This is a genomic window from Moorella mulderi DSM 14980 (genome assembly GCF_001594015.1).
GTDB classification, from domain to species: Bacteria; Bacillota; DSM-521; order Neomoorellales; family Neomoorellaceae; genus Neomoorella; species Neomoorella mulderi.
This window is the reverse complement of record NZ_LTBC01000003.1, coordinates 109,358-133,754: the sequence shown is the minus strand read 5'-3', so window position 1 is coordinate 133,754 and position 24,397 is coordinate 109,358. Positions and strand designations below refer to the sequence as shown.

The following is a 24,397-nucleotide window of genomic DNA, read 5'->3' as shown; positions in this document are numbered from 1 at the left end:
TTTTCTGGTATAATGGCAGTAAATGAGGTGGGTAGATGGTTGTCCAGGCCCATTCACTTCGGGTTTACCGGCGGCGCCGGCAGCGGATGCGGCGATTATTGTTTTTCTTGTTAACGGTAGCGGCTTTATTTTATTTTATCCATTCTGGTTTCTTTAGCCTGGAAAACATAGAGATTACCGGGAACGAGCATATCCCAACGGATGAACTGGAAAATTTAATTGGCGTGGCCAGGGGCATTAACCTCTGGCAGGTGGATACTGCCGCGATAGCCAAACGCCTGGCCACCCATCCCCTGGTAGCTAAGGCCAGGGTAAGTCGTCGCTGGCCACGCACCCTGGCCATTCAGATCGAGGAAAGGACACCGGTGGCTATCCTGGTGCAGGATGGTAGTTTTTTACTGGTCGATGGCGGTGGTGTGGTCATGGAAAGGATACCGCGTATAGGCCACTTAAAGTTGCCCCTCATTTCTGGCCTGGGCAAGCTGGAGAACACCGGTCCCGGCAGGGAGATTAACCATGCCGGCCTGCAGGCTGCCCTGGCAGTGGTCCGGCAGGTGCCCCCTGGAGATTTAAACCAGCTCCAGGAAATAATAGCCTCTTCCCCTGTTAACCTGCAGCTAATCTGGGCGGGCAATATCCTGGTGAAGTTTGGCGACGGGCAACAGGTGGCGGAAAAGCTAAGCAGGTTGCATGAAGCCCTCCAGGGCCTTGCCGGCAGGGAGGCTATTGATTATATTGATGTTAGCTTTGCGGGACCGCCGGTAGTAAAATTTAACCAGCCTGAAAAACAGGGGAAGAAGGGATGAAGAAAAATATGTGGATACCCTTAATCGGCCTTATCTTAGGAGTATTGATTGGCCTCCTGCTGCCCGTAAAGATACCGGTTGTCTACAGCAAGTATATGTCGGTAGCCGTCCTGGCGGCCCTGGATTCCGTTTTTGGGGGCTTGAGGGCCAGCATGGAGGAGAACTTTGATAATGCCATTTTCCTGACGGGCTTTTTTTCCAATACTATGCTGGCAGCCTTTTTAGCCTATATAGGTGACCAGCTGGGGGTTGAGCTATATCTGGCGGCCGTCCTGGTCTTTGGCGTGCGTTTATTCCAGAACCTAGCTATCATCCGGCGCCATCTGCTAAAAAGGTAAGAAAATCTATTTGCAAAAAAAGGGAAAGCGAAAGTTATGTTGAATTCTCCTTCTTAAAGAAGGCCGGGGAGCCTGGAGGTGCCAGAGTTTGCCCAAGGATAACGTGGTGGTCGGTCTCGATATAGGCACCACCAAGGTGGTTGCAGTAGTGGCGGAAGTCACGCTACAGGGCCGCCTGAATATCATTGGCCTGGGGGAAACACCGTCCGGAGGCCTGCGTAAAGGTATAATTGTCGATATTGAAAATACAGCCCGGGCCATTGAAAAAGCGGTGGAACAGGCCGAGCGCATGAGCGGTTGCCGTATTTCTTCGGCCTTTGTTGGCCTGACAGGTCCCCATATCGGCTCCATTAACAACCGCGGGGTAGTAGCCGTTACCGGCGAAGACGGTGAAGTCGGGCCCGAGGATGTGGAGCGGGTCCTCCAGGCAGCCCGGGTAATACCCCTGCCGGCCGACAGGCGGATCATCCACGTCCTGCCGCGCCAGTATATTGTCGATGGCTATGACGGCATTATGGACCCTATCGGCATGAGTGGTTCGCGCCTGGAAGTGGAAACTCAGATTGTCACCGCTGCCGGGGCCGCCGTCCAGAATACCCTGAAAAGCGTGCAGCGGGCTGGCCTGGCAATCGAGGAACTGGTATTAAATCCCCTGGCTTCGGCCGAGGCGGTACTCCAGCAGGCAGAAAAGGAACTGGGTACCGTGGTGGTCGATATCGGCGGGGGCACAACGGAAATCGCCGTGATCTCCCAGGGGTGCCTGTGGTTTGCCGCCGTCCTGCCCATAGGCAGCGAGCATATAACCAGTGACCTGGCGGTAGGTTTACGTACCCCCCTCACCCAGGCCGAGGCCATTAAAAAGGAACACGGTTGTGTCCTGGCGGAGCTGGTAGCAGAAAATGAATTTATAGAGGTGCCGGCGGTAGGGGGCAAGGAGAAGAAGCAGGTACCCAAAAAGATGCTGGCGGCCATTATCGAGCCCCGGGTAGAGGAGATTTTTACCTTTGTCCGCCGGGAGATTAACGGCTCCCATTTCCAGGGCCTTTTACCGGGAGGGGTGGTCTTGACAGGTGGCGGCGCTTTACTCGAGGGGATAACCCAACTGGCAGGCGAGGCCCTGGCCATGCCGGTCCGCCTTGGCTGGCCTGAGAATAGCGGCGGGCTGGCCGATATGGTGGCTTCTCCGGCTTATGCCACCGCGGTGGGCCTGGTGAATTATGGCGCCGGTCGCCTTGCCCATACCCAGGCTGCCGCCAGCCGCGAGGCCATCTGGGAAAACTTCTGGGCGAAGATTAAAAACTGGTGGCGCGAGCTTTTTTAAATTACAAAGGAGGAGTTCCGGGTGCTGGAATTTGAGGATGGCGATCTCAATCAATTTGCTACCATTAAGGTGGTGGGAGTAGGTGGAGGCGGCAATAACGCCGTTAACCGGATGATTGCTGCCGGCCTGCGGGGAGTAGAATTTATCAGCGTTAATACGGATGCCCAGGCCCTGCGCCTTTGCCAGGCAGAACAAAAGATCCAGATTGGGGCCAAGTTGACCAAAGGCCTGGGGGCGGGGGCTAATCCGGAAATTGGTAAAAAGGCAGCGGAAGAAAGCCGGGAAGAGCTGGCCCAGCGCCTGCAGGGGGCCGATATGGTTTTTGTCACTGCCGGCATGGGGGGCGGTACGGGTACCGGTGCAGCGCCGGTGGTGGCCCAGATCGCCAAGGAGGCCGGGGCCCTGACTGTTGGTGTTGTCACCCGTCCCTTTAGCTTTGAAGGCCGGAAACGGGCCACCCAGGCCGAAGCTGGTATAGCCGAGTTAAAGACAAAGGTTGACACCCTGATTATTATCCCCAACGACCGGTTACTGCAGGTAGCCGACAAGCAGACTTCTATCCTGGAGGCCTTCCGCATTGCGGATGATGTTTTGCGCCAGGGAGTCCAGGGCATTTCCGACCTGATTGCTGTGCCTGGATTGATTAACCTGGATTTTGCCGATGTCAAGACCATTATGTCCGATGCAGGTTCGGCCCTGATGGGTATAGGCAGGGCTACCGGCGAAAAAAGGGCCGCGGAAGCAGCCCGGATGGCCATTTCCAGCCCCCTGCTGGAAACCTCCATCGAAGGGGCCCGCGGTGTGCTGCTAAACATTACCGGGGGCACCAACCTGGGCCTGCTGGAAGTTAATGAGGCGGCTGAAATCGTGGCCGCGGCGGCCGACCCGGAAGCGAACATAATTTTTGGCGCCGTCATTGATGAAAGCTTGAAGGATGAAATCCGCGTTACCGTCATTGCTACCGGTTTTGAAGCCGTGCCGGCAGCCCAGAAAGAGGCAGCAGCAGCCCGTGATGTGGATCTGAACATTAAGCCCTTTAATATTGACGACCTGGACATACCGGCCTTCCTGCGGCGAAGGTAATACTTTCGCTAAGGCCGCTTAACCCCCTGGTTGAAGTCGCTCGCTACAAATAAAGCCAGCCTTTTACCATTTTTCATTCTCCAGCAAACTACTCCTTCCGTTAGGACATAATTTTCCATCCCATGTGGCGTGGTACTGTTGCTTAAACCTGTTACCCGGGTAACAGGTTTTTTTCTGTCCACCATTTGACAAAATTTCCCATAACAGAGTTATATAATAAATATGGTTATGAAACTGCCATAATGCTCATATCATGGTAATAATTAGTGTAACCTCCGGGGAAGGGAGGCTGGTCTACCTGTGGTTTATTTAGATGTCCTGCTGGCCATTAACCTGTTTATGGATTACCTCATTCTCTGGACGACGGCCAGGCTGGGACAGCTGGCAACTACCGGCTGGCGGCTGCTGGCCGGGGCAGCGGTAGGAGCAGTTTATTCCCTGATCATCCTGTTTCCCGGTGGTGAATGGGAGCAGGTCTTGCTTGTCAAGATTTTATTTTCCGTAATTATGGTCCTGGTAGCCTTTTTCCCCTTAAACGGGCGGCGGTTTCTCCAGGCCCTGGTCTATTTTTACCTGGCGGCCTTTGCCATGGGTGGGGCGATGCTGGGGGCTGTTTACTTGGCCGGCGGGGAGGCGGCAACACCCGTCATGGGGGGATCGCTGGTCCTGGTCCATAATATCCGTTACACGTGGCTGCTGGTGGCCGTGGCGGCTGCCGGGACGCTGGCCGTTCTCGGGACAGGCTGGCTTAAAAAAAACTTCTGGCAGCAGGTGCTGCGTTTGCCGGTGATCATAACCTTTGCCGGCCGGCAGCGGGCCTTAAAGGCCCTGGTTGATACCGGCAACAGCCTGCGGGACCCCCTTACCCAGCGGCCGGTAATTATTGTAGAATACAGTGCCCTGAAGGGCCTCCTCCCGGAAGCTATTACTGAGCACTACGGCAGCCAGGAGGAAGCCGACCTGGAAAGCCTGGTAAAGTCCCTGGCCGGTTCACCCTGGGCGACAAGGCTACGCCTGTTACCATACCATTCCCTGGGCCGGAGCCATGGTATGTTGCTGGGCCTTAGACCCGATGAAGTAATCGTCATCACAAATGAACGCATGATCAAGATAAAAGATGTTATTGTGGGCCTATACAGGGAGCGGCTGTCGCCGGAGGGCAATTACCGCGCCTTATTACACCCGGATTTGCTGCAACTCAGTATGGGCCTCTAGGGGGAAGAGCTCATGCAGCAGCTATTTATATTAGCGAAATTAAAAATCCAGGAGTTTTATGGCCGCCTGGTAGTAAGGTTGAAATGGCTGGGCGAAGTTTTTTATGTCGGCAGCAGTGAAGCCCTGCCGCCCCCCCTTTCCAGCGATGAAGAGATGAGCCTTCTCCTGCGCCTGGAGGACGGCGACGCCGGTGTAAAAACCGTACTTATTGAGCGCAACCTGCGCCTGGTAGTCTACATTGCCCGCAAATTTGAAAATACCGGCGTGGGGATTGAAGACCTGGTCTCCATTGGTACCATCGGCCTCATTAAAGCCGTCAATACCTTTGACCCCAAGAAGCGCATCAAGCTGGCCACCTATGCTTCCCGCTGTATTGAAAATGAAATTTTAATGCACCTGCGGCGCAATAATAAGACACGGGCCGAGGTTTCCTTTGACGAGCCGTTAAACATTGACTGGGACGGCAATGAGCTTTTGCTTTCCGATGTCCTGGGTACTGATAATGATATTATTTATAAATCCATTGAAGAAGAGGTCGACCGCAAGCTCTTGCAGATGGCCATGCGGAAGCTCTCGGCCCGGGAGCGCAAGATCATGGAATTTCGTTTTGGCCTCCTGGACGGCGTGGAAAAAACCCAGAAGGAGGTAGCCGACATCCTGGGCATCTCCCAGTCCTACATTTCCCGCCTGGAAAAACGGATTATCAAACGCCTGCGTAAAGAAATCGCCCGGATGGAATAAGATGCTTGTTGGTGGTGCTGTGTCCCTCGCCGCTCAAAAGTTACGCGCCGACAGAACTACGGCTCGGTTCGGACCGCTGCTCGCCGCCTGTGGATTGCCAATGAAGAGGCTGCTGGTTCCGCAAGCTATGAGCCTTCTATGAGATTACGTTTGTTTCCTCTCAAAGGCACGCTCAGGCGTGCCTTAAGCGGCGGCAGCGGTAACCTCACCTCGCCTGTTCTTTTGACCTTCGCTCCACTATTCGCGGCTCCGGGACACAGCACCACCGCTTCAATAGCCACCGAGACTTCACGGGAGCTTAAATAGCTCCCTTTATTTTGCCCTTTTGCCGGGCCGGTATAAAAGCAGGGAGGCATGGTAATAATTATCCCAGAGCCACCGTCAGGAGGGTTCTCGCCAGTGATGCTCAATAAAGTAGAAATTTGCGGTGTGAATACCTCCAAGTTACCCTTGCTGACAAGCGAGGAGATGCGGCAGCTTTTTGAGGCCATGCAAAAGGGGGAACCGGAGGCCCGGGAAAAGCTCATTAAAGGCAATTTACGCCTGGTCCTGAGCGTCATCCAGCGCTTTACCAACCGGGGCGAGTATGTCGACGACCTTTTCCAGGTAGGCTGCATCGGCCTGATGAAGGCCATCGATAACTTTGACCTGAGCCAGAATGTCAAGTTCTCCACCTATGCCGTACCCATGATCATCGGGGAGATCAGGCGTTACCTGCGGGATAATAATCCCATCCGGGTCAGCCGCTCTTTGCGGGATATTGCCTACAAAGCCCTTCAGGTGAGGGACGTGCTGGTAAATAAACTGGCCCGGGAACCTTCGGTAACGGAAATTGCCAGGGAAATCAATCTCCCCCAGGAAGAAGTAATCTTTGCCCTGGATGCCATCCAGGAACCGGTATCCCTCTTTGAGCCCATCTACCATGACGGCGGCGATCCCATCTATGTCATGGACCAGATAGGTGATGAAAAAAACCAGGATGGCAGCTGGCTGGAAAGCATAGCCATCCGGGAAGCCATGAATAAATTAACCCCCAGGGAGCGCCTGATTTTATCCCTGCGCTTCTTTGAAGGTAAAACCCAGATGGAAGTAGCCGATGAAATCGGCATCTCCCAGGCCCAGGTTTCCCGGCTGGAAAAAGCCGCCCTCCAGCATATGCGCAAATATATTTGATTTCCAATTTACAGAGGTGTCAAGGAGTGTCTTTATTGAAGAGGTCTATATTAATTTTTGTCCTGGCCGGCTTATTATTCCTCGGCGGGGACGCGTCCTGGACGGGCAGGGAGGTAGCAGTACCGGCCTATAACTCCCATAACTTAATCCGGCTCCACGTCATTGCCAACAGCGATACTATTGCCGACCAGGAATTGAAACGTCATGTCCGCGACGCCGTCCTGGCCAGTATCGGCCGGAGCCTGGCCGCAGCCGGGGATATTGGTGCCGCCAGGCAGCTGGTCAGTCATAACCTGGCCGCCATTACAGCTGCGGCCGAGGCGCAAATCCGGCGGGAAGGGCAAAATTATACCGTGAGGACGGAATTTGGTGACTTTGCTTTCCCCACCCGGGCTTACGGGGATATAACTCTCCCGGCAGGAAAGTACGAAGCCGTCCGCCTGGTGATTGGCGCAGGTAAAGGGGAAAACTGGTGGTGCGTCCTGTTCCCGCCCCTGTGCCTGGTAGATGCCGCCGGTAAAGCAGATGACGATGCCCTTACCAGCCGGCCGGTAATGGCCGGGAAGGAAGGGCAGGCAAAAATCCGGGTAGGATGGAAGATCTTAGAGATATTTCAATCCTCACGCCACCGCCTGGCGGGATTATGGCCTTAAACCAGCAACGCTGGTTTTTTTCTTTTTTGGCCTTCAGGTCCTATCCAGGTCATATAATTTAATATAACAGGGAAAACCCCGGGCTACAGCCGGAGGTGGTGACCGTGATCCGGGTGACCGAACTGCGCCAGCGGGAGGTAATCAATGTCATTGACGGGCGGCGGCTGGGGACAATCAAAGATATTGACCTGGACCTGGAGGCCGGACGGGTAAAGGCTTTAATCGTACCTGGACAGGGAGGCAGGTTTTTTTTCTTTTTTGGCCGGGACGAAGATTTAATCATTCCCTGGGAAAACGTAGTTAAAGTAGGAATTGACGTTATCCTGGTAGAAAGTTATAGCTTTACGTCCCCTGTGCACCGGGAAAAGGCTTAAGACGGCGCCACCTTATGGTATAATAAAGGCCAGGGGTGGTTTTCTTTGGCGCCCTTTATCAGGGAGAACAGGGAAGGGATGAGCCTCTGGCGGGTTGCCTTTTTAGAAGAGCAGGCGCCGGTAAAGGCTTTTTATAGCACCCGTGCAGGGGGTGTCAGCCGGCCACCCTATACCGGCTTAAACCTGGGCTTACATGTGGGCGATGAACCGGCAGCAGTACTGGCTAACAGGCGCTTGCTGGCAACGGCCCTGGATCTGCCCCTGGAGGACTGGGTTATCGGCGAGCAAGTCCATGGTAACAGGGTGGCCCTGGTGGGACGGCAGGATACCGGCCGGGGTGCCGCGGAATTGGCTACGGCCCTACCGGGTGTTGATGCTCTGGTGACCGCTGCACCGGGGGTTACCCTGGTGGCCTTTTTTGCCGACTGCGTACCCCTTTACCTGGTGGACCCGGTAAGGGGTGTTATAGGCCTGGCCCACGCCGGCTGGAAGGGTACGGTCTTACAGGTGGGGACCCAGGTAGTGGCCAGGATGGCTGCAGAATTTAACAGCAACCCTAATGACCTCCTGGCAGCCATCGGGCCGGCCATCGGGCCCTGCTGCTACCAGGTAGATAACCGGGTGGCGGGGGCAGTCAAGGAGCATCTCCCCTGGGCCGGCGAAGTTTTAACGCCCGACGGGCCCGGCCACTACCGCCTGGACCTTCCCCGGGCCAACTACCTGGAACTCCTGGCCGCAGGACTAAAGCCGGAGCATATTACCAGTGCCGGTCTCTGTACCTGCTGCCGGGCCGGCACCTTTTTCTCTTACCGGGCGGCCGGTGGCCCTACCGGGCGCCAGGCAGCATTATTATCCCTCTTGAGGTAGATATTATGAGGCCAGCTTATAATCCAGCCCTCCCGGCCCGGCCACGGCAACGCCGGCGGCGGGGGCGTTTTATCTTGCCGGTCCTGGGCTTGATGCTTTTTGCCCTGGCGGCCTGGCTGGGTTTCCAGCAGGTCTTTAAGGCCATTGCCTGGCATTTTTTAAAGGTCGAACGGGTTGATTACGGCGTCCTGGAGGATATTCTCCCCCTGGAGGTTTTTATTGCCAGGGAAGAGGAGGTCCTGGTAGCCCCGGCCACTGGGGCCTTAGTCCCGGTAGTACCAGAAGGGGAGCGGGTACCGGTAGGAGCTACCATTGCCCGGGTATTACCCGTGGCAGCCGCACCGCCAGGGCAGGGTCCCCTGGAAATCAAAGCCTCCTTTCCCGGCCAGGTTTCCTACCACACCGACGGCCTGGAAAAGGCCCTGCAGCCGGCCAGCCTGGGCAATATCAATTACCAGGAACTAAAGCGCCTGGTGGAACTGGCCGGCCCGGTGACGGCTGAGGGCCAGATTAAAGCCGGTACGGCCATCGGCCGCCTGGTCAACAACCTGGCTCCCCTGGCCGTATATGCCCCCCTGGAAGATTTCCCCGCCGGCTGGCAGGCAGGCAAAAGGGTAAATCTTAAATTGCCGGGGTCCGGGGACGAGGTCCGGGCCAGCATTACCCGGTTGCAGGATGAAGGCCGGCAGAAGGCCGTCCTCATGACCATTGCCTCCTGGGACGAGCGCTGGCTTAAACCCCGCCGGCTGGAAGTAGCTGCGGTATTGAACCGTTACCGGGGGATAATATTACCGGCTGCTGCTTTGAGTAGCGGGCCAGGGGGAGCAAAGGGGGTCTACCTCCTGGGGGACCGGGGGATCAAATGGCAGCCGGTTAGCATTGAAGGCCAGGTAGGGGACAGGGTGGCCGTCCGGGGCCTGGAAGCCGGGACGGAAGTGGTTGTCACCCCTGGTCTGGTCCGGTGGCTGCGGGAATAGAGACCTCCACATCTTACTTCCCACTTCTCAAATTGTAGCAGGATTTAATATAAAGATGTAGAAATTATAGAGGATTGGCGGAGGAAAAAAGATGGTTAACCTGGCAGAAAATATCGCCCTGGTACGGGAAAGGATGGCCGCGGCCGCTCACCGCAGCGGGCGGCGGCCGGAAGAGATAACCCTGGTGGCGGTGACGAAAACCATTCCCCCGGAGCGCATCCAGGAGGCCGTAAGTTTAGGTCTCAAAAACCTGGGGGAAAACCGGGTCCAGGAACTCCTGGCCAAGCAGCCCTACATAACCGGTGTCAACTGGCACCTGATCGGTCATCTCCAGCGCAATAAAGCCCGCCAGGTATGGGATAAGGTGTGCCTGATCCATTCTGTTGACAGCCTGGAACTGGCCCGGGAACTGGACAGGCGGGCCACGGCTGCCGGGCGCCGGGTTAATATCCTCCTGGAGGTTAATGTGGCCGGGGAGGAGAGTAAATTTGGCCTGGCACCTGAAGCGGTAATCCCCTTCGTCCGGGAAATCACGGGGTTTACAGGCCTCCGCCTTCTGGGCCTGATGACAGTAGCTCCCCTGGTAAAGGATGCCGAAGAGGTGCGGCCTGTTTTCCGCCGGCTGGCAGAGTTACGACGGGAAGTGGAAGCCCTGCACCTGCCGGGGGTGGACATGCGTTACCTTTCCATGGGTATGACCAACGATTTTGAAGTAGCCATTGAAGAAGGTGCCAATCTGGTGAGAATTGGCACGGCCATCTTTGGTACCCGGGGATAATAAAGCTATGGCGGAGGTGCAACAAAAATGGCTTTCTGGGATGGTTTGCTCAACTGGCTGGGTTACGGCCATGAAGAGGATGCCCCGGTTACAGACAACCTGGTCAAGGAACCGGAATTGCGCCCAACCCCTCCTAACACCGGGAAAGCTAAGCTGGTAAGCTTACCGACAGCACGCCAGACCCTGCGCTTGGTAATCGCCCGGCCCCAGTCCTTTGACCAGGCGGCAAACTTAGCGGAGAACCTGAAAAACTACCGGCCGGTAATTGTCAACGTAGAAGCCCTGCCGGTTGATGAGGCCAGGCGGATTATCGACTTTTTAAGTGGTGCTACCTATGCCCTGGGCGGGCGGGTGCGCCGGGTGACGAGCGGCATCTTTTTATTTACCTCCAGCAATATTGATTTGAGCGGTGACCTGGAAGATCAGGTGGCAGGCGGTATCAACTGGCTGGAAGCAGCCGGCCGCAAGTAATCAGGGGGGGCTTATTTATGGAGGGTAATATTGGCTTTTTGGGCGCCGGGGCCATGGGCGAGGCGCTGATTCGTGGCCTGGTGCAGAGCCGGCAGGTACCTCCGGAGAGAATCCTAGTTTACGATATCCGGCGGGAAAGGCTACAGGAACTGGAGCAAACTTATGGCTTGCAGGCCATGACCGGCAGGGAAGAGCTGGTAAGAAAGGCGGATATCATCATCCTGGCCGTCAAACCCCAGAACGTGAAGGAGGCCCTGGGTGGCCTTCAAGTCGGGAAGGAAAAACTGGTAATCTCCATCATTGCCGGCGTTACCCTGGCCAGGCTGGCATCTTACCTTGGGGAAGTGCCAGTAGTGCGGGTGGTGCCCAATACTCCGGCCCTGGTAGGGGAGGGTATGACTGCCCTGGCGGCCAACAAATTTGTCCGGCCGGAAGCCCTGGAGAAGGCCATGGCTATTTTCTGCTCTGTCGGCCGGGTCATGGTTTTACCGGAGGAACAGCTCAATGCCGTCACCGGTTTGAGCGGCAGCGGGCCGGCCTATATTTATATGCTTATTGAAGCCCTGGCCGACGGCGGCGTGCGCCAGGGGCTTACCCGGCCGGTGGCTTTAGAACTGGCGGCCCAAACCGTCCTGGGAGCGGCGCGGATGGTGCTGGCCACCGGCGAGCACCCGGGGGTCCTGAAGGATAAAGTAACTTCGCCGGCGGGAACCACCATCGCCGGCCTGGCCGTCCTGGAAGACCGGGGTATGCGGGGAGCCATCATCCGTGCGGTGGAGGCAGCCACCCTCCGGGCCGAGAGTTTAAGTAAGGAGTAGAGTTCATGCCAACTTTAGCAATCTTAATTCGAGTCGCCTTTGAGGTGTTAAACTGGCTGATTATTGCCCGCATCCTCATATCCTGGTTTCCCCATGACCCCTATCACCCCGTTATGCGTTTTATTTACGAAGTTACAGAACCGGTCCTGGCCCCCTTTCGCCGCCTCATGCCGCGGACCAGTATCCCCATTGACTTTTCCCCCATTATCGCCGTCCTGGTTTTACAGCTGGTTGAACGCCTGCTCATCAGTTTTATTCTGCGCCTGGGATAGGAGAGGGACACAATGCTGACACCCCTGGATATCAACAAAAAAGAATTCCACCGGTCTTTTCGCGGCTACAGCTGCGAAGAGGTTGATGAATTCCTGGAGCAGGTCTTAAGGGACTACGGCCAGGTCTTCCGGGAAAACCAGGAGTTGCGGGAAAAAAACCTGCGCCTGACAGAGGAACTGGAACGCTATGCCCGCCTGGAACAAACCCTCAAGGATGCCCTGGTCATGGCCCAGCAAACGGCCGATGAGATGCGCCAGAACGCCCAGCGGGAAGCGAGCCTGATTGTCCAGGAGGCGGAGAATAAAGCCCGGGAGATTTTAAACCAGGCCCGGCTGCAGGTGGAAAAGGCCGAGCGCTACCAGAGCGACCTGGAAGCCAGGGCCGCAGCCTTTAAGATGCGCCTGCGTTCCTTCCTCCAGGCCCAGCTGGAACTCCTGGCCACGGAAGAAGCGGCAGCCACCGCCGTTTCCGAGGCGCAACCGGCTGGGGATACAGGAGAAACAGAAAAGACCGGGCCCGGCCTTGATCCTGGGCTCTAAATATGGATATAATTTGAGAAATGATAGGTAAGCCGCGAAAGTACCTTCTCATAAGGCAAAAGCAATGGCAAGTGCTACCTGAGCGGCGAAGTGGCTGCAGGTTTCGCCGCAGAGCGAGGCCGGATTTTAAAGGAATTCAAGGAGTGACGACGCTAAGTGGATTATAGCAAAACGCTGAATCTTCCCCGGACCGATTTCCCCATGCGGGCCAACCTGCCCCAGCGGGAGCCGGAGATCCTCAAATTCTGGGAAGAACACGATATTTACCGGCAGGTCCAGGAAGCCAACAAAGGTAAGCCCAAATTTATTCTCCATGACGGGCCGCCCTATGCCAACGGCCATATCCACCTGGGGCATACTTTAAATAAAATCCTCAAAGACATCATTGTTAAATATCACTCTATGAACGGCTACGATGCCCCCTATGTGCCGGGGTGGGATACCCACGGCCTGCCCATTGAGCAGCAGGCCATTAAGGACCTGGGGCTCAACCGCCGCGCCATCGATGTCGTCGAGTTCCGCAACCGCTGTCGCGATTACGCCTTAAAATACGTCAACATCCAGCGGGAGGAATTCAAGCGCCTGGGCGTCCGGGGCGACTGGGAACACCCCTATCTCACCCTGGAGCCGGAATACGAGGCCATCCAGATCGGCATCTTTGGCGAGATGGCCAAAAAGGGCTATATCTATAAGGGGCTCAAGCCGGTTTACTGGTGTACCGACTGCGAAACGGCCCTGGCCGAAGCTGAGGTGGAATACGGGGAAAGGCGCTCGCCTTCCATTTATGTCAAGTTCCCGGTGGTTGATGCTCGCGGTCTTTTTGAAGCGGAAGGAAGTTTTATCGTCATCTGGACGACAACGCCCTGGACCTTACCGGCCAATGTGGCCATTGCCCTGCACCCGGAGTTCAAGTATGTCCTGGTCCAGGTGGGGGATGAACGCTACCTCATGGCAGCGGAACTTTACCGCCAGGTCTTGGAACTGCTGGCAATTAAAGATTACCAGGTGGTGGCTGCCTTCACCGGCGCGGAACTGGAAGGGGTTCTCTGTCGCAACCCCCTTATGGACCGGGATTCTGTCGTTATCCTCGGCGAACACGTTACCCTGGAACAGGGTACAGGTTGCGTCCACACGGCCCCCGGCCATGGCCTGGAGGACTACGAAGTAGGTATGCGCTATAACCTGCCGGTACTCTCGCCCCTGGATGACCGGGGCCACTTTACCCCGGAAGCCGGCCAGTTTGCCGGCCTGTTCATTGAAGATGGCAATAAAGCTGTGGTCAAGGAGCTAGAAGCCAGGGGGGCTCTGCTGCATTTTAGTTTTATCAAGCACCAGTACCCCCACTGCTGGCGCTGCAAGCATCCTGTTATCTTCCGGGCTACGGAGCAGTGGTTTGCTTCTATTGACGGCTTCCGGCAGCAGGCCCTGGCAGCCATTAAAGAAGTAAAATGGATCCCGGCCTGGGGTGAGGACCGCATTTACAACATGGTGGCCGAACGCAGCGACTGGTGTATCTCCCGCCAGCGGACCTGGGGCGTGCCCATTCCCATCTTTTACTGCGTAGACTGCGGCAAAGAAATCATCAACGATGCCACCATCAGCCACTTGCAGGAACTTTTCCGGGAATTCGGTTCCAATGTGTGGTTTGCCCGGGAAGCGCAGGACCTGGTGCCGGAAGGGTTAAAATGCCCTGCCTGCGGTGGCCGGGAATTCCGCAAGGAAACGGATATCATGGACGTATGGTTTGATTCCGGTTCCAGCCACGCCGCCGTGCTCACCACCAGGCCGGAACTGGGCTGGCCCGCCGACCTGTACCTGGAAGGCAGTGACCAGCACCGGGGCTGGTTTAACTCCTCCCTGTCGACGGCAGTGGCCACCCGGGGTCGGGCTCCTTACCGCCAGGTGCTGACCCACGGCTTCCTGGTAGATGAGGAAGGACGCAAGATGTCCAAGTCCCTCGGTAACGGCATCGACCCGGCGGATGTCATCCGGGAAAAGGGGGCCGATGTCCTGCGCCTGTGGGTGGCTTCGGCCGACTACCGGCGGGATGTAGCTGCTTCACCCGGCATCATGCAGCAGCTTACGGAGGCGTACCGCAAAATCCGCAATACCTGCCGGTTCCTGCTGGCCAACCTTTACGATTATGATCCCGAAAAAGATAGAATAAGCCGGGAGGAAATGCTGGAAATAGACCGCTGGGCCATGGATAAACTCCAGCGCCTGGTGGGCAGGGTCACGCAAGCCTATGAAGATTATGAGTTCCACGTGGTCTACCATACCATCCACAATTTCTGCGCCGTCGATTTAAGTGCCGTCTACCTGGATATCATCAAGGACCGCCTCTATACCTGGCCGGCCGCTTCCCGAGGGCGGCGTTCGGCCCAGACGGTGCTTTATGAAACCATTAACGTCCTGGTGCGGTTGTTAACGCCGATACTCGCCTTTACCACGGAAGAAATCTGGCGTTACCTGCCGGCAACCCCCGGCAAGCCCGTCAGCGTCCAGCTGGCCGGCTGGCCGCAGGTGCAGGATGAATACCTGGATGACGAGTTGCAGGCCCGCTGGGATAAAATTTTACAGGTGCGTGATGTTGTTACCCGTGCCCTGGAACGAGCCCGCCAGGAGCAGGGCCTGGGCAATTCCTTAAACGCCGCCGTCCACCTTTACCCTGATAGCGGGCTGTACCGGTTCCTCCAGCCCCTGGAAGAGGAGCTGGCAACCATCTTTATTGTTTCCCTGGCAGTTTTACATTCCCCGGGGGAAGAGGCTCCGGCCACTGCCTTTGCCGCCGAGGACCTCCCGGGTCTCAAGGTTCTGGTCGAGATGGCTCCTGGTGAAAAATGTGAACGCTGCTGGATGGTCAGCCCCACCGTGGGCCGGGACACCGACCATCCCACCCTGTGCAAGCGCTGTGCTGCTGTTTTGCGCCAGGCTTAAAAGAACCAGCCATAAAAACGGAGGAGTTGGCCATACTAAAAAAGCCTGTAACTTGCTACTATATCATTCCAGGGGGAAGTAATAACCAGGAAAGGATGGGCAGGGACGGTGAGGCTATTCCAGGCAGAAGACTTTTTGCCCGTGGAAGTTCCGGTGGGGGTTTCTGGTCGCCATATCCATCTCTGCCGGGAGGATCTCGACGCCCTTTTTGGCCGCGGCTATGAACTGACAGTCTACCGGGAACTCAGCCAGCCCGGGGAATTTGCCGCCAGGGAGACGGTGACCATCGTCGGTCCCCGTGGCGTCCTGGAGGGGGTCCGGGTCCTGGGGCCGCTACGGCCCTACTCCCAGGTGGAAATAGCCATGACCGACGGCTTCCGCCTGGGACTAAAGCCGCCAGTAAGGGAATCCGGCGACCTGGCTGATACGCCTGGCATCGCGGTGGTCGGGCCGGCCGGAGCCATCAACCTGCCCCGGGGGGTTATCTTAGCGGCCCGCCACATCCATATGGAAGAAGACCGGGCTAAGGCCCTCCACCTCCATGACGACCAGCTGGTCCGGGTCTGGGTGCCCGGTATAAGGGGCATGATCTTAGATAACGTTATTATCCGGACCAGCCCCCACTACCGCCTGGAGCTGCACCTGGATACCGATGAAGCCAATGCCGCCCTGCTGTCCGGCGGCGATAAAGTCAAAATCCTGCGTCCCTGATGCAGGATTTTTTGTTTTGGAGACTGGGAAAGCTATAAAGGAGTTTTTTTCGGAGGAGCAAACCCTTTTGGTTGGTAATGAAAAGACAGCCGTTTTTCTGGCCGAAAAGGTGCAGCAATTAATAACCGCCATAGAAAAAGCCAGCATCGCCGAGTGGATAGAACTCTACCGCCGGCCCTGGCGGCTCCTGTACCTGAACTTTGCCGCCGGGGTAGCCAGGGGCCTAGGTATAGCCGTGGGTTTTGCCATCCTGGGCGCCATTGTGATCTACATCATCCGTGAACTGGCCCTGCTCAACCTGCCGGTCATCGGCAAACTCATTGCGGAAATTGTCCGCATGGTCCAGCAGGAGGTTTATTAAACTGGGAGGCTTTAATATGGATGCAAAATCCCTGGAGCATTTTCGCCGGAAATTGCTGGAGGAAAAGAAAAGGCTGGAAGAACAAATAGATACCTTTAATAGCGGGGGATTGCGGGAATCCCTGCTGGAGTCCACCCAGGAGCTTTCCCGCTATGATAACCACCCGGCAGATCTCGGTAGTGAAGAATTCGAGCGCAGCAAAGACCTGGCCTTGAGGGACAACGCCCGCATTCAGCTGCAAAAGATAGACGATGCTCTGGAAAGCATCCAGGATGGGACCTACGGCTACTGCCGGTTGTGCGGGCGGGAGATACCCCGGGAACGGCTGGAGGCCATCCCGGAAACTACCCTGTGCCTGGAGTGCCGCCAAAAAATGGAAGGGGCAGGAGACATTAACCGGCGCCCCATTGAAGAGCAGGTCATCTTGCCTCCCTTTGGCGGCCAGTTCTCTGACCCGTATCAAAAACACCCGGATGAGGAAGAAGCCATCATGTATGACGGTGAAGACACCTGGCAGGACCTGGCCCGGACTATTGAACACGCTTCGGAATCCCGCAGCGGCGCCTACTTTGGCCCCCTGGACCTGGATGAAGACCAGGGTTATGTTGAGCCGGTAGAAGGCATCCCTTATTTTAAAGGTGCCGACGGCATATTTTATGAAGATACCGGAGCCTACATTAATGATGAAGGGTCCCCGGCGGAAAAGGTAATTGGCGATGCCGGCTGGGACCGGGTGGTGCGGGATAGGGACGAAAAAGATAGTCAGTCATAGGGTATAGTTTCCCGGGTATCATTGGGCTTCCGGAAGGAGAATACGGTGGTGGTGTCTTCTTCCGGCAGCAACCGTTCAAAATCGCCGCAGTTGGTATCCAGGCCGTTCCTGGTGATGTGGATGGTTTCCAGCTTGCAGTAACCGGCACCATCATGGTGGACACAGATATCTACCTCACAGGGTATGCGGGGCAAATTAAATCACCTTCTTTCGCCAATAATTTTGTCCCAGGCCGGCATTGCCTGGCCCGCACCAAAGTCCTCGCGGACCGCCAGGCAGGGCCGGTAAAAGCTCCCTCGCTCCAAAAGTAGTTTACCCATATGAGTTGACGTGGTATGATAGAGAACGAGAAAGAAGGGGAGAGGAGTTTATGCACAAGGCTTTGACCATTGCCGGATCCGATTCCGGAGGCGGGGCCGGTATTCAGGCCGACTTGAAGACCTTTGCCGCCCTCAAAGTTTACGGTACCAGCGTGATTACTTCCGTGACGGCCCAGAATACCCTGGGGGTGCAGGGGACCTTCGACCTGCCGCCGGAGTTCGTCGGCCGGCAGCTGGATGCCGTTTTAAGCGATATCGGTGCCGGCGCCGCCAAAACCGGGATGCTGGCCAATGCCGGTATAATCGAAGTCGTAGCCGCCAAGGTGAAGGAGTACGGGGTAAAGAACCTGGTCATTGACCCGGTCATGGTGGCTAAGAGCGGCGATCTCCTGCTGGCCCGGGAAGCCCGCCAGGCTTTGAAGGAAAAACTGCTGCCCCTCGCCCTGGTCGTTACCCCCAACCTGGATGAGGCCAGCGTGCTGGCGGGGCGCGAGATTACCAGTGAAGATGAGATGGTAGCAGCGGCCCGGGAGTTACATGACCTGGGTGTACCCTATGTTTTAGTAAAGGGAGGGCACCTGGCCGGCGCGGCAACTGATATTCTCTTTGATGGCCGGGAAGTCCGGCGTTTTACCGCTCCCCGCCTGGATAACCGCCACACTCACGGGACGGGCTGTACCCTGTCGGCAGCCATCGCCGCTTTCCTGGCTCGGGGTTTGACGGTACCCGCAGCGATAGCGGAAGCCAAGGAGTATATCCACACGGCCATCAGCCAGGCCCGGGCCGTAGGTCAAGGCTACGGGCCGGTGCACCACCTGGCACCTTATTATTCCTGGGGGGATTGATCTTGCCCTTTTTATTGCTGGCAGCCCTGGTACTGGGCATTGACCAGTTGAGCAAGTATATTATCCGGGCCAATTTCCAGCCCAATGAGAGCCTGCCGGTAATCAATTCAGTTTTTCATTTAACTTACGTCAATAATCCCGGGGCGGCCTTTGGCCTCCTGGCCTATAAAACTCCGGTTTTTGTAAGCGTGACCCTGCTGGTGGCGGTTATTATTCTGGTAGCTTACCGCTTCCTGCCGCCGGGCCGCATACTCTTGCGCCTGGCCCTGGCCTTGATGCTGGGCGGCGCCCTGGGTAACCTCATTGACCGCCTGCGCTTTGGTTATGTAGTTGACTTCCTTGATTTCCGCATCTGGCCGGTTTTTAACCTGGCCGACATAGCAATTGTCAGCGGCGTTATTCTCCTCTGCTGGGAACTCCTGGGACCGGCAGGTGAACAGGGGAAGAGCCTGTGAGCCGTCGCATAGAGCTGGAAGTTCCTCCGCAAGACAGGGGGAAACGCCTGGATGCCTGGCTGGCCGGGGAGCTGGAAGGGGTATCCCGTTCCCGCGTCCAGCAACTGCTGGATGCCGGCGAGGTTACTTTCTGCGGAGGGGAACGGCCGAAAGCCAATTTCCGCCTGCGGGGCGGAGAAAAAATTCAGGTCAACCTGCCGGAGCCGGCGCGGCTGGAAGTAGGACCTGAACCTATCCCCCTGGACATCCTCTACGAAGATAAGGATATTATTGTCGTCAACAAGCCCCAGGGTATGGTTGTCCACCCGGCTCCCGGCAATGAGCACGGTACCCTGGTTAATGCCTTATTGTATCACTGTGGTGATCTATCAGGTATAAACGGCGTTCTGCGGCCGGGTATAGTGCACCGCCTGGATAAAGATACCTCCGGCATCCTGGTGGCAGCTAAAAATGATGTGGCCCACCAGGGGCTGGCGGCCCAGATCAAGGCCCACAGCATGAAAAGGGTTTACCTGGCCCTGGTCCACGGGGTAGTAACCGAGCCCCGCGGCCGTATTGAGGCGCCCATTGGCCGGCACCCTGTCGACCGGCAGCGCATGGCGGTTACTGAGAAAAATTCCCGGGAGGCCATCACCCATTACCGGGTTCTAGAGCAGTTTGACCGGTATACTCTGCTGGAGGCGCGGCTGGAGACGGGGCGCACCCACCAGATCCGGGTGCACATGGCCTTCCTGGGTCACCCGGTGGTAGGTGACCCCAAGTACGGCCCCCGCCACTGCCCCTTTGACCTGCCGGGCCAGCTCCTGCATGCCGGTTGCCTGGGTTTTAACCACCCCGTACGAGGCGATTACCTGGAGTTTACGGCACCGCCGCCGCCGGTCTTTTTACAGGTCTTGGGAACATTAAGGCGGGAGAAAAAGGGAGAGGGGTAGAGAAGATGCCTGATGGATGGGTTACTGTGGCCGTCAGGGAAAGGGTAGAAGCCCTGATGGTTCAAGGTTTACTGGCGGCCGCCGGCCTGCCGGTGCGTCTGGTCGGGGAGGCCCTGTGGAACATCTACGGCTTTCACAGCGGCCCTATGGGCCAGGTCCAGATCCAGGTGCCGGCAGAAGCCGCCGGGCAGGCGCGGGACATCCTGGCGGCAAGATTCCAGGGTGAAGCAGCCCATGACCGGTAAACTCCAGAACCCCCTCAACGATCTCGACGGCCGGGAATGGCTGTACTGGACCGACACCCTCTACATTACCACCTATCCCCCCGATGCTACCCATCCTTTACGCAAACAACACGGGGCTATGAAGCCACCGGAGGTCATGGCGGAAATTGTCCGTTTTTTTACCAAAAAAGGCGAGCTGGTCCTGGACCCCTTTGCCGGGGTGGGGGGAACCCTCCTTGGGGCGGCCCTGGCCGGGCGGCCGAGTCTTGGTTTTGAACTCGACCCCCGCTGGGTAGCTATCTACCGGGCCATCCAGCGAGATTTTGTTATTGAGAATGGGGTTATCTGTCGCCGGGAAGAGGCGGTTACCGGCGGGGAACCCCTGACCGGGGAAATGCGCGAGGGCGACTGCCTGTGCCTCCTGAAGGAGTTACCAGCCGAATCCATACCGGCGGTAATTACCGATCCTCCTTACGGCATTAACCATGGAGCTACAGGCTTCAGCAAGGAGACCAACTTTAATATGCTCTCTCCTTTGCTGGAAAATGACCTGGGCCAGGCCCCTGACCTGGCCAGTTTCCTGGGGCGCCTGCAGGAGATCGGGCAGGAGATCCGGCGGGTACTTATGCCCGGGCGCTACCTGGTCATGCTGGTGGGGGACCGTTACCAGCAGGGAGAATATGTTCCCCTGGGCTTTTTAGTAGCCCAGGCCATGCGCGAGATCGGCTTCAAATTTAAAGGAGTGAAGATCTGGTCCAACAAGGCCACCCGCCGCCACCTGAAGCCCTATGCCGTTAAATCAGTCTTTGTACCCAACATTACCCACCAGAACATCCTTATCCTGAGGAAGGAATGAAGCAAAGTTGACTCAACTATTGGCTGTCGGGGCCCAGGTAGGAGCCCTGTTTTTCTATGTCTTCCTGGGTTTTCTGGGGCGCCGGCGTAAGATTTTGACCGCCCAGGGCGAGCAAGTTATTTCCAACATCATCTTTTATTTTACTATGCCAGCCCTGACCGTCACCTCCATGAACCTCAAGGTGTCCGGCCAGGAATTAACAAACGCCTTCCTGGTCCTGGCTGCTTCGGTGGTGCTGGTCCTTGTATCCTACGCCCTGTGCGTCCTGGCAGGGGACTGGCTGCCCCTACCCTTAAAAACAAATTATGCCTTTCGCTTTACCACCGCCTTCGGTAATGTGGCCTACCTGGGCTTCCCGGTGGCCTACATCCTCTGGGGACAGCTGGGGGTCTTTTATGCCGCCATGTATGCCCTGGGCCACAATGTCCTCTTCTGGACTTTAGGTGTCTGGTTAATGCAGGATCACCAGGAACCCAAAGGCCTCGACTGGCGCCAGATTTTGAACATCAATATCCTGGCCATTATCCTGGGCCTGGTTCTGGCCCTCTGCCATTTCCAGCTACCGCCCCTTATTTTCCGTCCCCTGGATGGCCTGGGCCAGGCTACCATACCCCTGGCCCTCCTCCTGGTGGGTTCCATGCTGGCCGAATCTCCCATCCGCACCCTGGCCGGCAATAAGATAGTTTACCTTATAGTGGCAATCAGGTTAATAATCTTACCCCTCCTGGCCCTAGGGGCCATGTTCCTTGTTCCAGGTTGGGATAAGAATGTCCGCCTGCTGGTTATTATGGAGATGGCCATGCCGGCAGCGGCCATTGCCCCGGCTGTGGCGCGGAAGTATGACGGCGATTACAACCTGATCTCCGAAGGGGTGGTAGCCACCACCCTGGTTTCCCTGTTAACCATCCCCCTCTGGGCCTGGTTGTTAAATTACCATATATTGACATAAAGATCTATTTTTCTGGCAGGAAAATCCAGGCTGGGTGTCAAATAATACCAGGTAAATAATGGATAATCCTTAAAAACTGGAAGAGGTGACACCCATGGCCAAAAAGCCTAAAAATGCTACGGCTCCCAAGATAACTAAAGTTAAAGTAACGGGAAAACTGGATTCCCTCACTGACTTGCTCAAATTACGCTTATTCGAGTACTCGCCCCAATCGGTGGACGAGCTGGTGCAGGAAGCGCAGCAGCGCCTGCTGGCCAACCATAACCTGGCCAAGATCCAGAAAAACGTTAACCGCTGCCTGACCAAAAACCCCTGCTTTCGCAGTGAAGGCAAGGGACTCTGGTGTTTGCGCCTGGACGGCTTGAAGGAAAACGATGCCGCTCACCGCGTCCTCCAGGCTCATGGAGATGCCCTGCGCTTAAGTGAAATCAACGAGGAGTTAAAGGAAGCCGGCAAGCCGGAAGTACCGGGGGAACAAAAGCTGGTGGCCGATGGCCGTTTCTTGAGGCTCAAGGATGGTCGCTGGGGCCTCATCCACTGGGCCTATGTCGAACCGGAGCCGGCGGCCGAGGTGGATAAAGGGGTGCAGGAAGTGGCGGCTACGACGGTGGGAACTCCCCAGGCCATGGGGAGCCAGCTTAAGCCCCCTGCCCAGGCTGCAGCAACTGCTACTGCCTTTACGGGGGAAAAATTCCGGCCCCAGCCGGAAAATCCGGCCGGGACTACCGGTAATAGCCGGGAAACACAGCCTCCGGGATCTCCCGCCAGGACAGCGCCAGGGAAAGGTAGCAACGGTCCCCAGATAGTGGAACTGCCCCGGGCCGGCGAGCAGATTCTCCCCCTGGCCAAACCGGCGCCGGCGGCTAAAGAAAGCGATTTTTGGGATAAGTTATTCCCCCTTAAGCACACCGGCGAGAAGCCGGAACCGCCGGCGGCGTCGAAGTTTACCCCGGCGGCGACTGCACCCAAGGAACCGCCGGCCTGGGAGGAAATAGCCGCCGGGGCCGAAGCCGCCGCCCTTTCCCTGGAAACAGAAAAGTTATCTTTTGCCCCCAAAGAATTCAGCCTGATTAACGGCGGTAGGGCTGCTGCCGGCCGCCAGGTGGAGCAAAAGGATGAGGAAAAAGAAAAGCTGCGCCGGGAAATAGAAGACCTGCGCCAGGAGAATAAAAACCTGCTGGGCGACCTGGAAAAACTCCACCGGCGTAAGGAAGAGCTGCGCCAGGAACTGACCCAGGTAGAAGAGCAGCTGGTAAACTTGCGGGTTGAGCGGGATACCCTGAAGAAAAGGGTCAGCCACCTGGAGACCCGCCTCATGCAGCTCCAGGGAACCCTCAATAAAACCGTCAGCGATGCCCAGGCCGAACAGTCGCGCCTGAAGCAACAGCTGCGGGAGCAGGAATACCGCCTCCAGACGACCCTCATTGCCAATGAAGACCTGGAACGGACGGTGGCCGACCTGCAAAAGGAACGGCAGGAGTTAAAGCGCCAGCTCTCCTTCTGGCCGGTGCGCCTGGCCTTACGCCTGGCGGCCCTCTTCGGTTTTAGCCTGCCCCGGGAGAGGACCCGGGCCAGAGCCTATAGCCGCTAGGGCCTTGCTAAAAATGGCAACCATGGCTTATAATATTATTAAACCTTTACCCCGGTCAAAGCGGGGTATTTTTATTGAGGCAGGGTGGATTGGCTTTGACGGATGTTGTCCGGGCCCGGGGCCTGGTAAAAAAATATAACGGTTTTACGGCTGTAAAAGGGATAGATTTTGCGGTCCATCCCGGGGAATGTTTTGGCTTTTTGGGACCCAACGGCGCCGGGAAAACCACCACCATCAAGATGATTCACTGTTTTACTCCGGTTACTGCCGGTAGTTTAGAAGTGCTGGGCTATGACGTGCGCCGCCAGCCGCGGGAAATTAAGGCCCGGCTGGGGGTAGTACCCCAGGAAGATAATCTGGACCCGGAGTTAACAGTGCAGGAAAACCTGCTTCTCTATGCCGGCTATTTCGATATCCCCCGGGGGGAGGCCCGGCAGCGAGTCCAGGAACTCCTCGCCTTTGCCGGCCTGGAGGAAAAGGCCGGCGTTGAGGTGGAGCACCTTTCCGGGGGAATGAAACGGCGCCTGGCCATTGCCCGGGCCCTGGTCAATAAACCGCAGCTTTTAATTTTAGATGAACCCACCACCGGCCTGGACCCGGAAGCCCGCCACCTGGTCTGGGAAAAATTGCGCCAGCTCAAAGTGGCAGGAGTGACCCTGATTCTCACTACCCATTACCTGGAGGAGGCGGCCCAGCTGTGCGACCGGCTGGTCATTATGGACCGGGGGATAATACTGGAAGAGGGGTCTCCCGGAGAGCTGGTCGAGCGCCATGTCGGCCGGGAAGTCCTAGAATTGGCGCCGGTAGACGGCGAGGCCAGGGCCATTTTGTCCCTGGTGGCCGGTAGCATTCTTGCCCACCTGACCATCGGCCAGACCCTGTATTTATATACCAACAACGGTCGCGAGATCTGGCGGCAGGTCCAGGGCTTAAACAGTTACTTCAGCCACATGATGTTAAGGCCGGCCACCCTGGAGGACGTTTTTTTAAAGCTTACCGGGAGGGGCCTGGATTAAA

The 24,397-nt window shown here is 56.8% G+C and carries 29 protein-coding genes; 28 read left to right on the top strand and 1 reads right to left on the bottom strand.

Going from position 1 to position 24,397, the window contains the following annotated elements:
• Positions 1 to 35 precede the first annotated feature (35 nt).
• From MOMUL_RS05815 to MOMUL_RS05720, 20 genes are all read left to right on the top strand, one after another.
• Positions 36 to 806 (top strand): cell division protein FtsQ/DivIB, encoded by a 771-nt coding sequence (locus tag MOMUL_RS05815; RefSeq protein ID WP_062282751.1) that lies wholly within the window; start codon positions 36 to 38, stop codon positions 804 to 806.
• Between the two features lie 8 nt (positions 807 to 814).
• A complete protein-coding gene (locus MOMUL_RS05810) occupies positions 815 to 1,144 on the top strand; it encodes a small basic family protein (protein ID WP_062283357.1) in 330 nt (109 codons plus the stop codon).
• Positions 1,145 to 1,232: 88 nt separating this feature from the next.
• Complete coding sequence (gene ftsA / locus MOMUL_RS05805) at positions 1,233 to 2,465, top strand: cell division protein FtsA (protein ID WP_062282749.1); 1,233 nt, start codon at positions 1,233 to 1,235, stop codon at positions 2,463 to 2,465.
• Positions 2,466 to 2,486: 21 nt separating this feature from the next.
• Positions 2,487 to 3,548, top strand: coding sequence for a cell division protein FtsZ (gene ftsZ / locus MOMUL_RS05800; RefSeq protein ID WP_062282746.1), 1,062 nt, complete (start codon positions 2,487 to 2,489; stop codon positions 3,546 to 3,548).
• Between the two features lie 300 nt (positions 3,549 to 3,848).
• Positions 3,849 to 4,763, top strand: a complete 915-nt coding sequence (gene spoIIGA, locus MOMUL_RS05795) for a sigma-E processing peptidase SpoIIGA (RefSeq protein ID WP_062282745.1) — start codon at positions 3,849 to 3,851, stop codon at positions 4,761 to 4,763.
• A 12-nt stretch (positions 4,764 to 4,775) separates the two neighbouring features.
• Positions 4,776 to 5,504, top strand: coding sequence for an RNA polymerase sporulation sigma factor SigE (sigE, locus tag MOMUL_RS05790; protein ID WP_054938355.1), 729 nt, complete (start codon positions 4,776 to 4,778; stop codon positions 5,502 to 5,504).
• A 402-nt stretch (positions 5,505 to 5,906) separates the two neighbouring features.
• A complete protein-coding gene (gene sigG / locus MOMUL_RS05785; protein ID WP_201786479.1) occupies positions 5,907 to 6,677 on the top strand; it encodes an RNA polymerase sporulation sigma factor SigG in 771 nt (256 codons plus the stop codon).
• Between the two features lie 35 nt (positions 6,678 to 6,712).
• Entirely contained in the window at positions 6,713 to 7,330 is a 618-nt protein-coding gene (gene spoIIR, locus MOMUL_RS05780; protein ID WP_062282740.1) for a stage II sporulation protein R, read from the top strand.
• Positions 7,331 to 7,434: 104 nt separating this feature from the next.
• Positions 7,435 to 7,704 (top strand): PRC-barrel domain-containing protein, encoded by a 270-nt coding sequence (locus MOMUL_RS05775; RefSeq protein WP_062282737.1) that lies wholly within the window; start codon positions 7,435 to 7,437, stop codon positions 7,702 to 7,704.
• Between the two features lie 45 nt (positions 7,705 to 7,749).
• Positions 7,750 to 8,571, top strand: coding sequence for a peptidoglycan editing factor PgeF (gene pgeF, locus MOMUL_RS05770; RefSeq protein ID WP_062282734.1), 822 nt, complete (start codon positions 7,750 to 7,752; stop codon positions 8,569 to 8,571).
• A gap of 5 nt (positions 8,572 to 8,576) precedes the next feature.
• The gene (locus MOMUL_RS05765; protein ID WP_062282730.1) at positions 8,577 to 9,548 is read left to right on the top strand and encodes a biotin/lipoyl attachment domain-containing protein; all 972 of its coding nucleotides are present in this window, start codon (positions 8,577 to 8,579) and stop codon (positions 9,546 to 9,548) included.
• Positions 9,549 to 9,639: 91 nt separating this feature from the next.
• The gene (locus MOMUL_RS05760; protein WP_062282727.1) at positions 9,640 to 10,326 is read left to right on the top strand and encodes a YggS family pyridoxal phosphate-dependent enzyme; all 687 of its coding nucleotides are present in this window, start codon (positions 9,640 to 9,642) and stop codon (positions 10,324 to 10,326) included.
• Between the two features lie 27 nt (positions 10,327 to 10,353).
• A complete protein-coding gene (locus MOMUL_RS05755; RefSeq protein WP_062282724.1) occupies positions 10,354 to 10,797 on the top strand; it encodes a cell division protein SepF in 444 nt (147 codons plus the stop codon).
• A 17-nt stretch (positions 10,798 to 10,814) separates the two neighbouring features.
• On the top strand, positions 10,815 to 11,615 hold the full coding sequence (gene proC / locus MOMUL_RS05750) for a pyrroline-5-carboxylate reductase (protein ID WP_062282721.1): 801 nt from the start codon (positions 10,815 to 10,817) through the stop codon (positions 11,613 to 11,615).
• 5 nt (positions 11,616 to 11,620) lie between these two features.
• On the top strand, positions 11,621 to 11,887 hold the full coding sequence (locus tag MOMUL_RS05745; protein ID WP_054938346.1) for a YggT family protein: 267 nt from the start codon (positions 11,621 to 11,623) through the stop codon (positions 11,885 to 11,887).
• Positions 11,888 to 11,899: 12 nt separating this feature from the next.
• Positions 11,900 to 12,427, top strand: coding sequence for a DivIVA domain-containing protein (locus MOMUL_RS05740; RefSeq protein ID WP_064774344.1), 528 nt, complete (start codon positions 11,900 to 11,902; stop codon positions 12,425 to 12,427).
• Between the two features lie 156 nt (positions 12,428 to 12,583).
• Positions 12,584 to 15,364 (top strand): isoleucine--tRNA ligase, encoded by a 2,781-nt coding sequence (gene ileS, locus MOMUL_RS05735; protein ID WP_062282719.1) that lies wholly within the window; start codon positions 12,584 to 12,586, stop codon positions 15,362 to 15,364.
• Between the two features lie 108 nt (positions 15,365 to 15,472).
• The gene (pduL, locus tag MOMUL_RS05730; RefSeq protein ID WP_062282716.1) at positions 15,473 to 16,075 is read left to right on the top strand and encodes a phosphate propanoyltransferase; all 603 of its coding nucleotides are present in this window, start codon (positions 15,473 to 15,475) and stop codon (positions 16,073 to 16,075) included.
• Positions 16,076 to 16,142: 67 nt separating this feature from the next.
• Positions 16,143 to 16,436 (top strand): DUF5665 domain-containing protein, encoded by a 294-nt coding sequence (locus tag MOMUL_RS05725; protein WP_062283354.1) that lies wholly within the window; start codon positions 16,143 to 16,145, stop codon positions 16,434 to 16,436.
• A 16-nt stretch (positions 16,437 to 16,452) separates the two neighbouring features.
• On the top strand, positions 16,453 to 17,208 hold the full coding sequence (locus MOMUL_RS05720; RefSeq protein ID WP_062282713.1) for a TraR/DksA C4-type zinc finger protein: 756 nt from the start codon (positions 16,453 to 16,455) through the stop codon (positions 17,206 to 17,208).
• On the opposite strand, the gene MOMUL_RS05715 is transcribed toward MOMUL_RS05720, so the two are convergent.
• Positions 17,199 to 17,402, bottom strand: coding sequence for a DUF1540 domain-containing protein (locus MOMUL_RS05715; RefSeq protein WP_062282710.1), 204 nt, complete (start codon positions 17,400 to 17,402; stop codon positions 17,199 to 17,201). The two genes, MOMUL_RS05720 and MOMUL_RS05715, sit on opposite strands and share 10 nt — an antisense overlap.
• Positions 17,403 to 17,578: 176 nt before the next feature.
• On the opposite strand from MOMUL_RS05715, the gene thiD reads away from it, so the two are divergent.
• From thiD to MOMUL_RS05675, 8 genes are all read left to right on the top strand, one after another.
• A complete protein-coding gene (thiD, locus tag MOMUL_RS05710; protein WP_062282708.1) occupies positions 17,579 to 18,373 on the top strand; it encodes a bifunctional hydroxymethylpyrimidine kinase/phosphomethylpyrimidine kinase in 795 nt (264 codons plus the stop codon).
• A gap of 2 nt (positions 18,374 to 18,375) precedes the next feature.
• Positions 18,376 to 18,828: a signal peptidase II gene (gene lspA / locus MOMUL_RS05705; protein WP_062282705.1), complete on the top strand. Its 453-nt coding sequence runs from the start codon at positions 18,376 to 18,378 to the stop codon at positions 18,826 to 18,828.
• Positions 18,825 to 19,760, top strand: coding sequence for an RluA family pseudouridine synthase (locus MOMUL_RS05700; RefSeq protein WP_236713006.1), 936 nt, complete (start codon positions 18,825 to 18,827; stop codon positions 19,758 to 19,760). Before lspA ends, MOMUL_RS05700 begins: the two co-directional genes overlap by 4 nt.
• Before the next feature lie 5 nt (positions 19,761 to 19,765).
• Positions 19,766 to 20,005, top strand: a complete 240-nt coding sequence (locus tag MOMUL_RS05695; protein ID WP_062282702.1) for a putative signal transducing protein — start codon at positions 19,766 to 19,768, stop codon at positions 20,003 to 20,005.
• Positions 19,995 to 20,840 carry a TRM11 family SAM-dependent methyltransferase gene (locus tag MOMUL_RS05690; RefSeq protein WP_062282699.1) on the top strand — a complete coding sequence of 282 codons (846 nt, stop codon included), beginning with the start codon at positions 19,995 to 19,997 and terminating at the stop codon, positions 20,838 to 20,840. The genes MOMUL_RS05695 and MOMUL_RS05690 overlap by 11 nt, the downstream gene beginning before the upstream one ends.
• Before the next feature lie 7 nt (positions 20,841 to 20,847).
• Positions 20,848 to 21,789: an AEC family transporter gene (locus MOMUL_RS05685; protein WP_084785494.1), complete on the top strand. Its 942-nt coding sequence runs from the start codon at positions 20,848 to 20,850 to the stop codon at positions 21,787 to 21,789.
• A 94-nt stretch (positions 21,790 to 21,883) separates the two neighbouring features.
• Positions 21,884 to 23,380 (top strand): hypothetical protein, encoded by a 1,497-nt coding sequence (locus MOMUL_RS05680; protein ID WP_062282693.1) that lies wholly within the window; start codon positions 21,884 to 21,886, stop codon positions 23,378 to 23,380.
• Positions 23,381 to 23,475: 95 nt separating this feature from the next.
• Positions 23,476 to 24,396, top strand: coding sequence for an ABC transporter ATP-binding protein (locus tag MOMUL_RS05675; protein ID WP_062282690.1), 921 nt, complete (start codon positions 23,476 to 23,478; stop codon positions 24,394 to 24,396).
• Position 24,397: the final 1 nt, after the last annotated feature.

Excerpts from the sequence above, each read along its gene's own strand:
- MOMUL_RS05815 (WP_062282751.1), top strand. The coding sequence starts at position 36 with ATGGTTGTCCAGGCCCATTCACTTCGGGTTTACCGGCGGCGCCGGCAG.
- MOMUL_RS05810 (WP_062283357.1), top strand. The coding sequence starts at position 815 with ATGTGGATACCCTTAATCGGCCTTATCTTAGGAGTATTGATTGGCCTC.
- sigE (WP_054938355.1), top strand. The coding sequence starts at position 4,776 with ATGCAGCAGCTATTTATATTAGCGAAATTAAAAATCCAGGAGTTTTAT.
- sigG (WP_201786479.1), top strand. The coding sequence starts at position 5,907 with ATGCTCAATAAAGTAGAAATTTGCGGTGTGAATACCTCCAAGTTACCC.
- MOMUL_RS05765 (WP_062282730.1), top strand. The coding sequence starts at position 8,577 with ATGAGGCCAGCTTATAATCCAGCCCTCCCGGCCCGGCCACGGCAACGC.
- MOMUL_RS05760 (WP_062282727.1), top strand. The coding sequence starts at position 9,640 with ATGGTTAACCTGGCAGAAAATATCGCCCTGGTACGGGAAAGGATGGCC.
- MOMUL_RS05755 (WP_062282724.1), top strand. The coding sequence starts at position 10,354 with ATGGCTTTCTGGGATGGTTTGCTCAACTGGCTGGGTTACGGCCATGAA.
- proC (WP_062282721.1), top strand. The coding sequence starts at position 10,815 with ATGGAGGGTAATATTGGCTTTTTGGGCGCCGGGGCCATGGGCGAGGCG.
- MOMUL_RS05745 (WP_054938346.1), top strand. The coding sequence starts at position 11,621 with ATGCCAACTTTAGCAATCTTAATTCGAGTCGCCTTTGAGGTGTTAAAC.
- MOMUL_RS05740 (WP_064774344.1), top strand. The coding sequence starts at position 11,900 with ATGCTGACACCCCTGGATATCAACAAAAAAGAATTCCACCGGTCTTTT.
- MOMUL_RS05720 (WP_062282713.1), top strand. The coding sequence starts at position 16,453 with ATGGATGCAAAATCCCTGGAGCATTTTCGCCGGAAATTGCTGGAGGAA.
- thiD (WP_062282708.1), top strand. The coding sequence starts at position 17,579 with ATGCACAAGGCTTTGACCATTGCCGGATCCGATTCCGGAGGCGGGGCC.
- MOMUL_RS05695 (WP_062282702.1), top strand. The coding sequence starts at position 19,766 with ATGCCTGATGGATGGGTTACTGTGGCCGTCAGGGAAAGGGTAGAAGCC.
- MOMUL_RS05690 (WP_062282699.1), top strand. The coding sequence starts at position 19,995 with ATGACCGGTAAACTCCAGAACCCCCTCAACGATCTCGACGGCCGGGAA.
- MOMUL_RS05680 (WP_062282693.1), top strand. The coding sequence starts at position 21,884 with ATGGCCAAAAAGCCTAAAAATGCTACGGCTCCCAAGATAACTAAAGTT.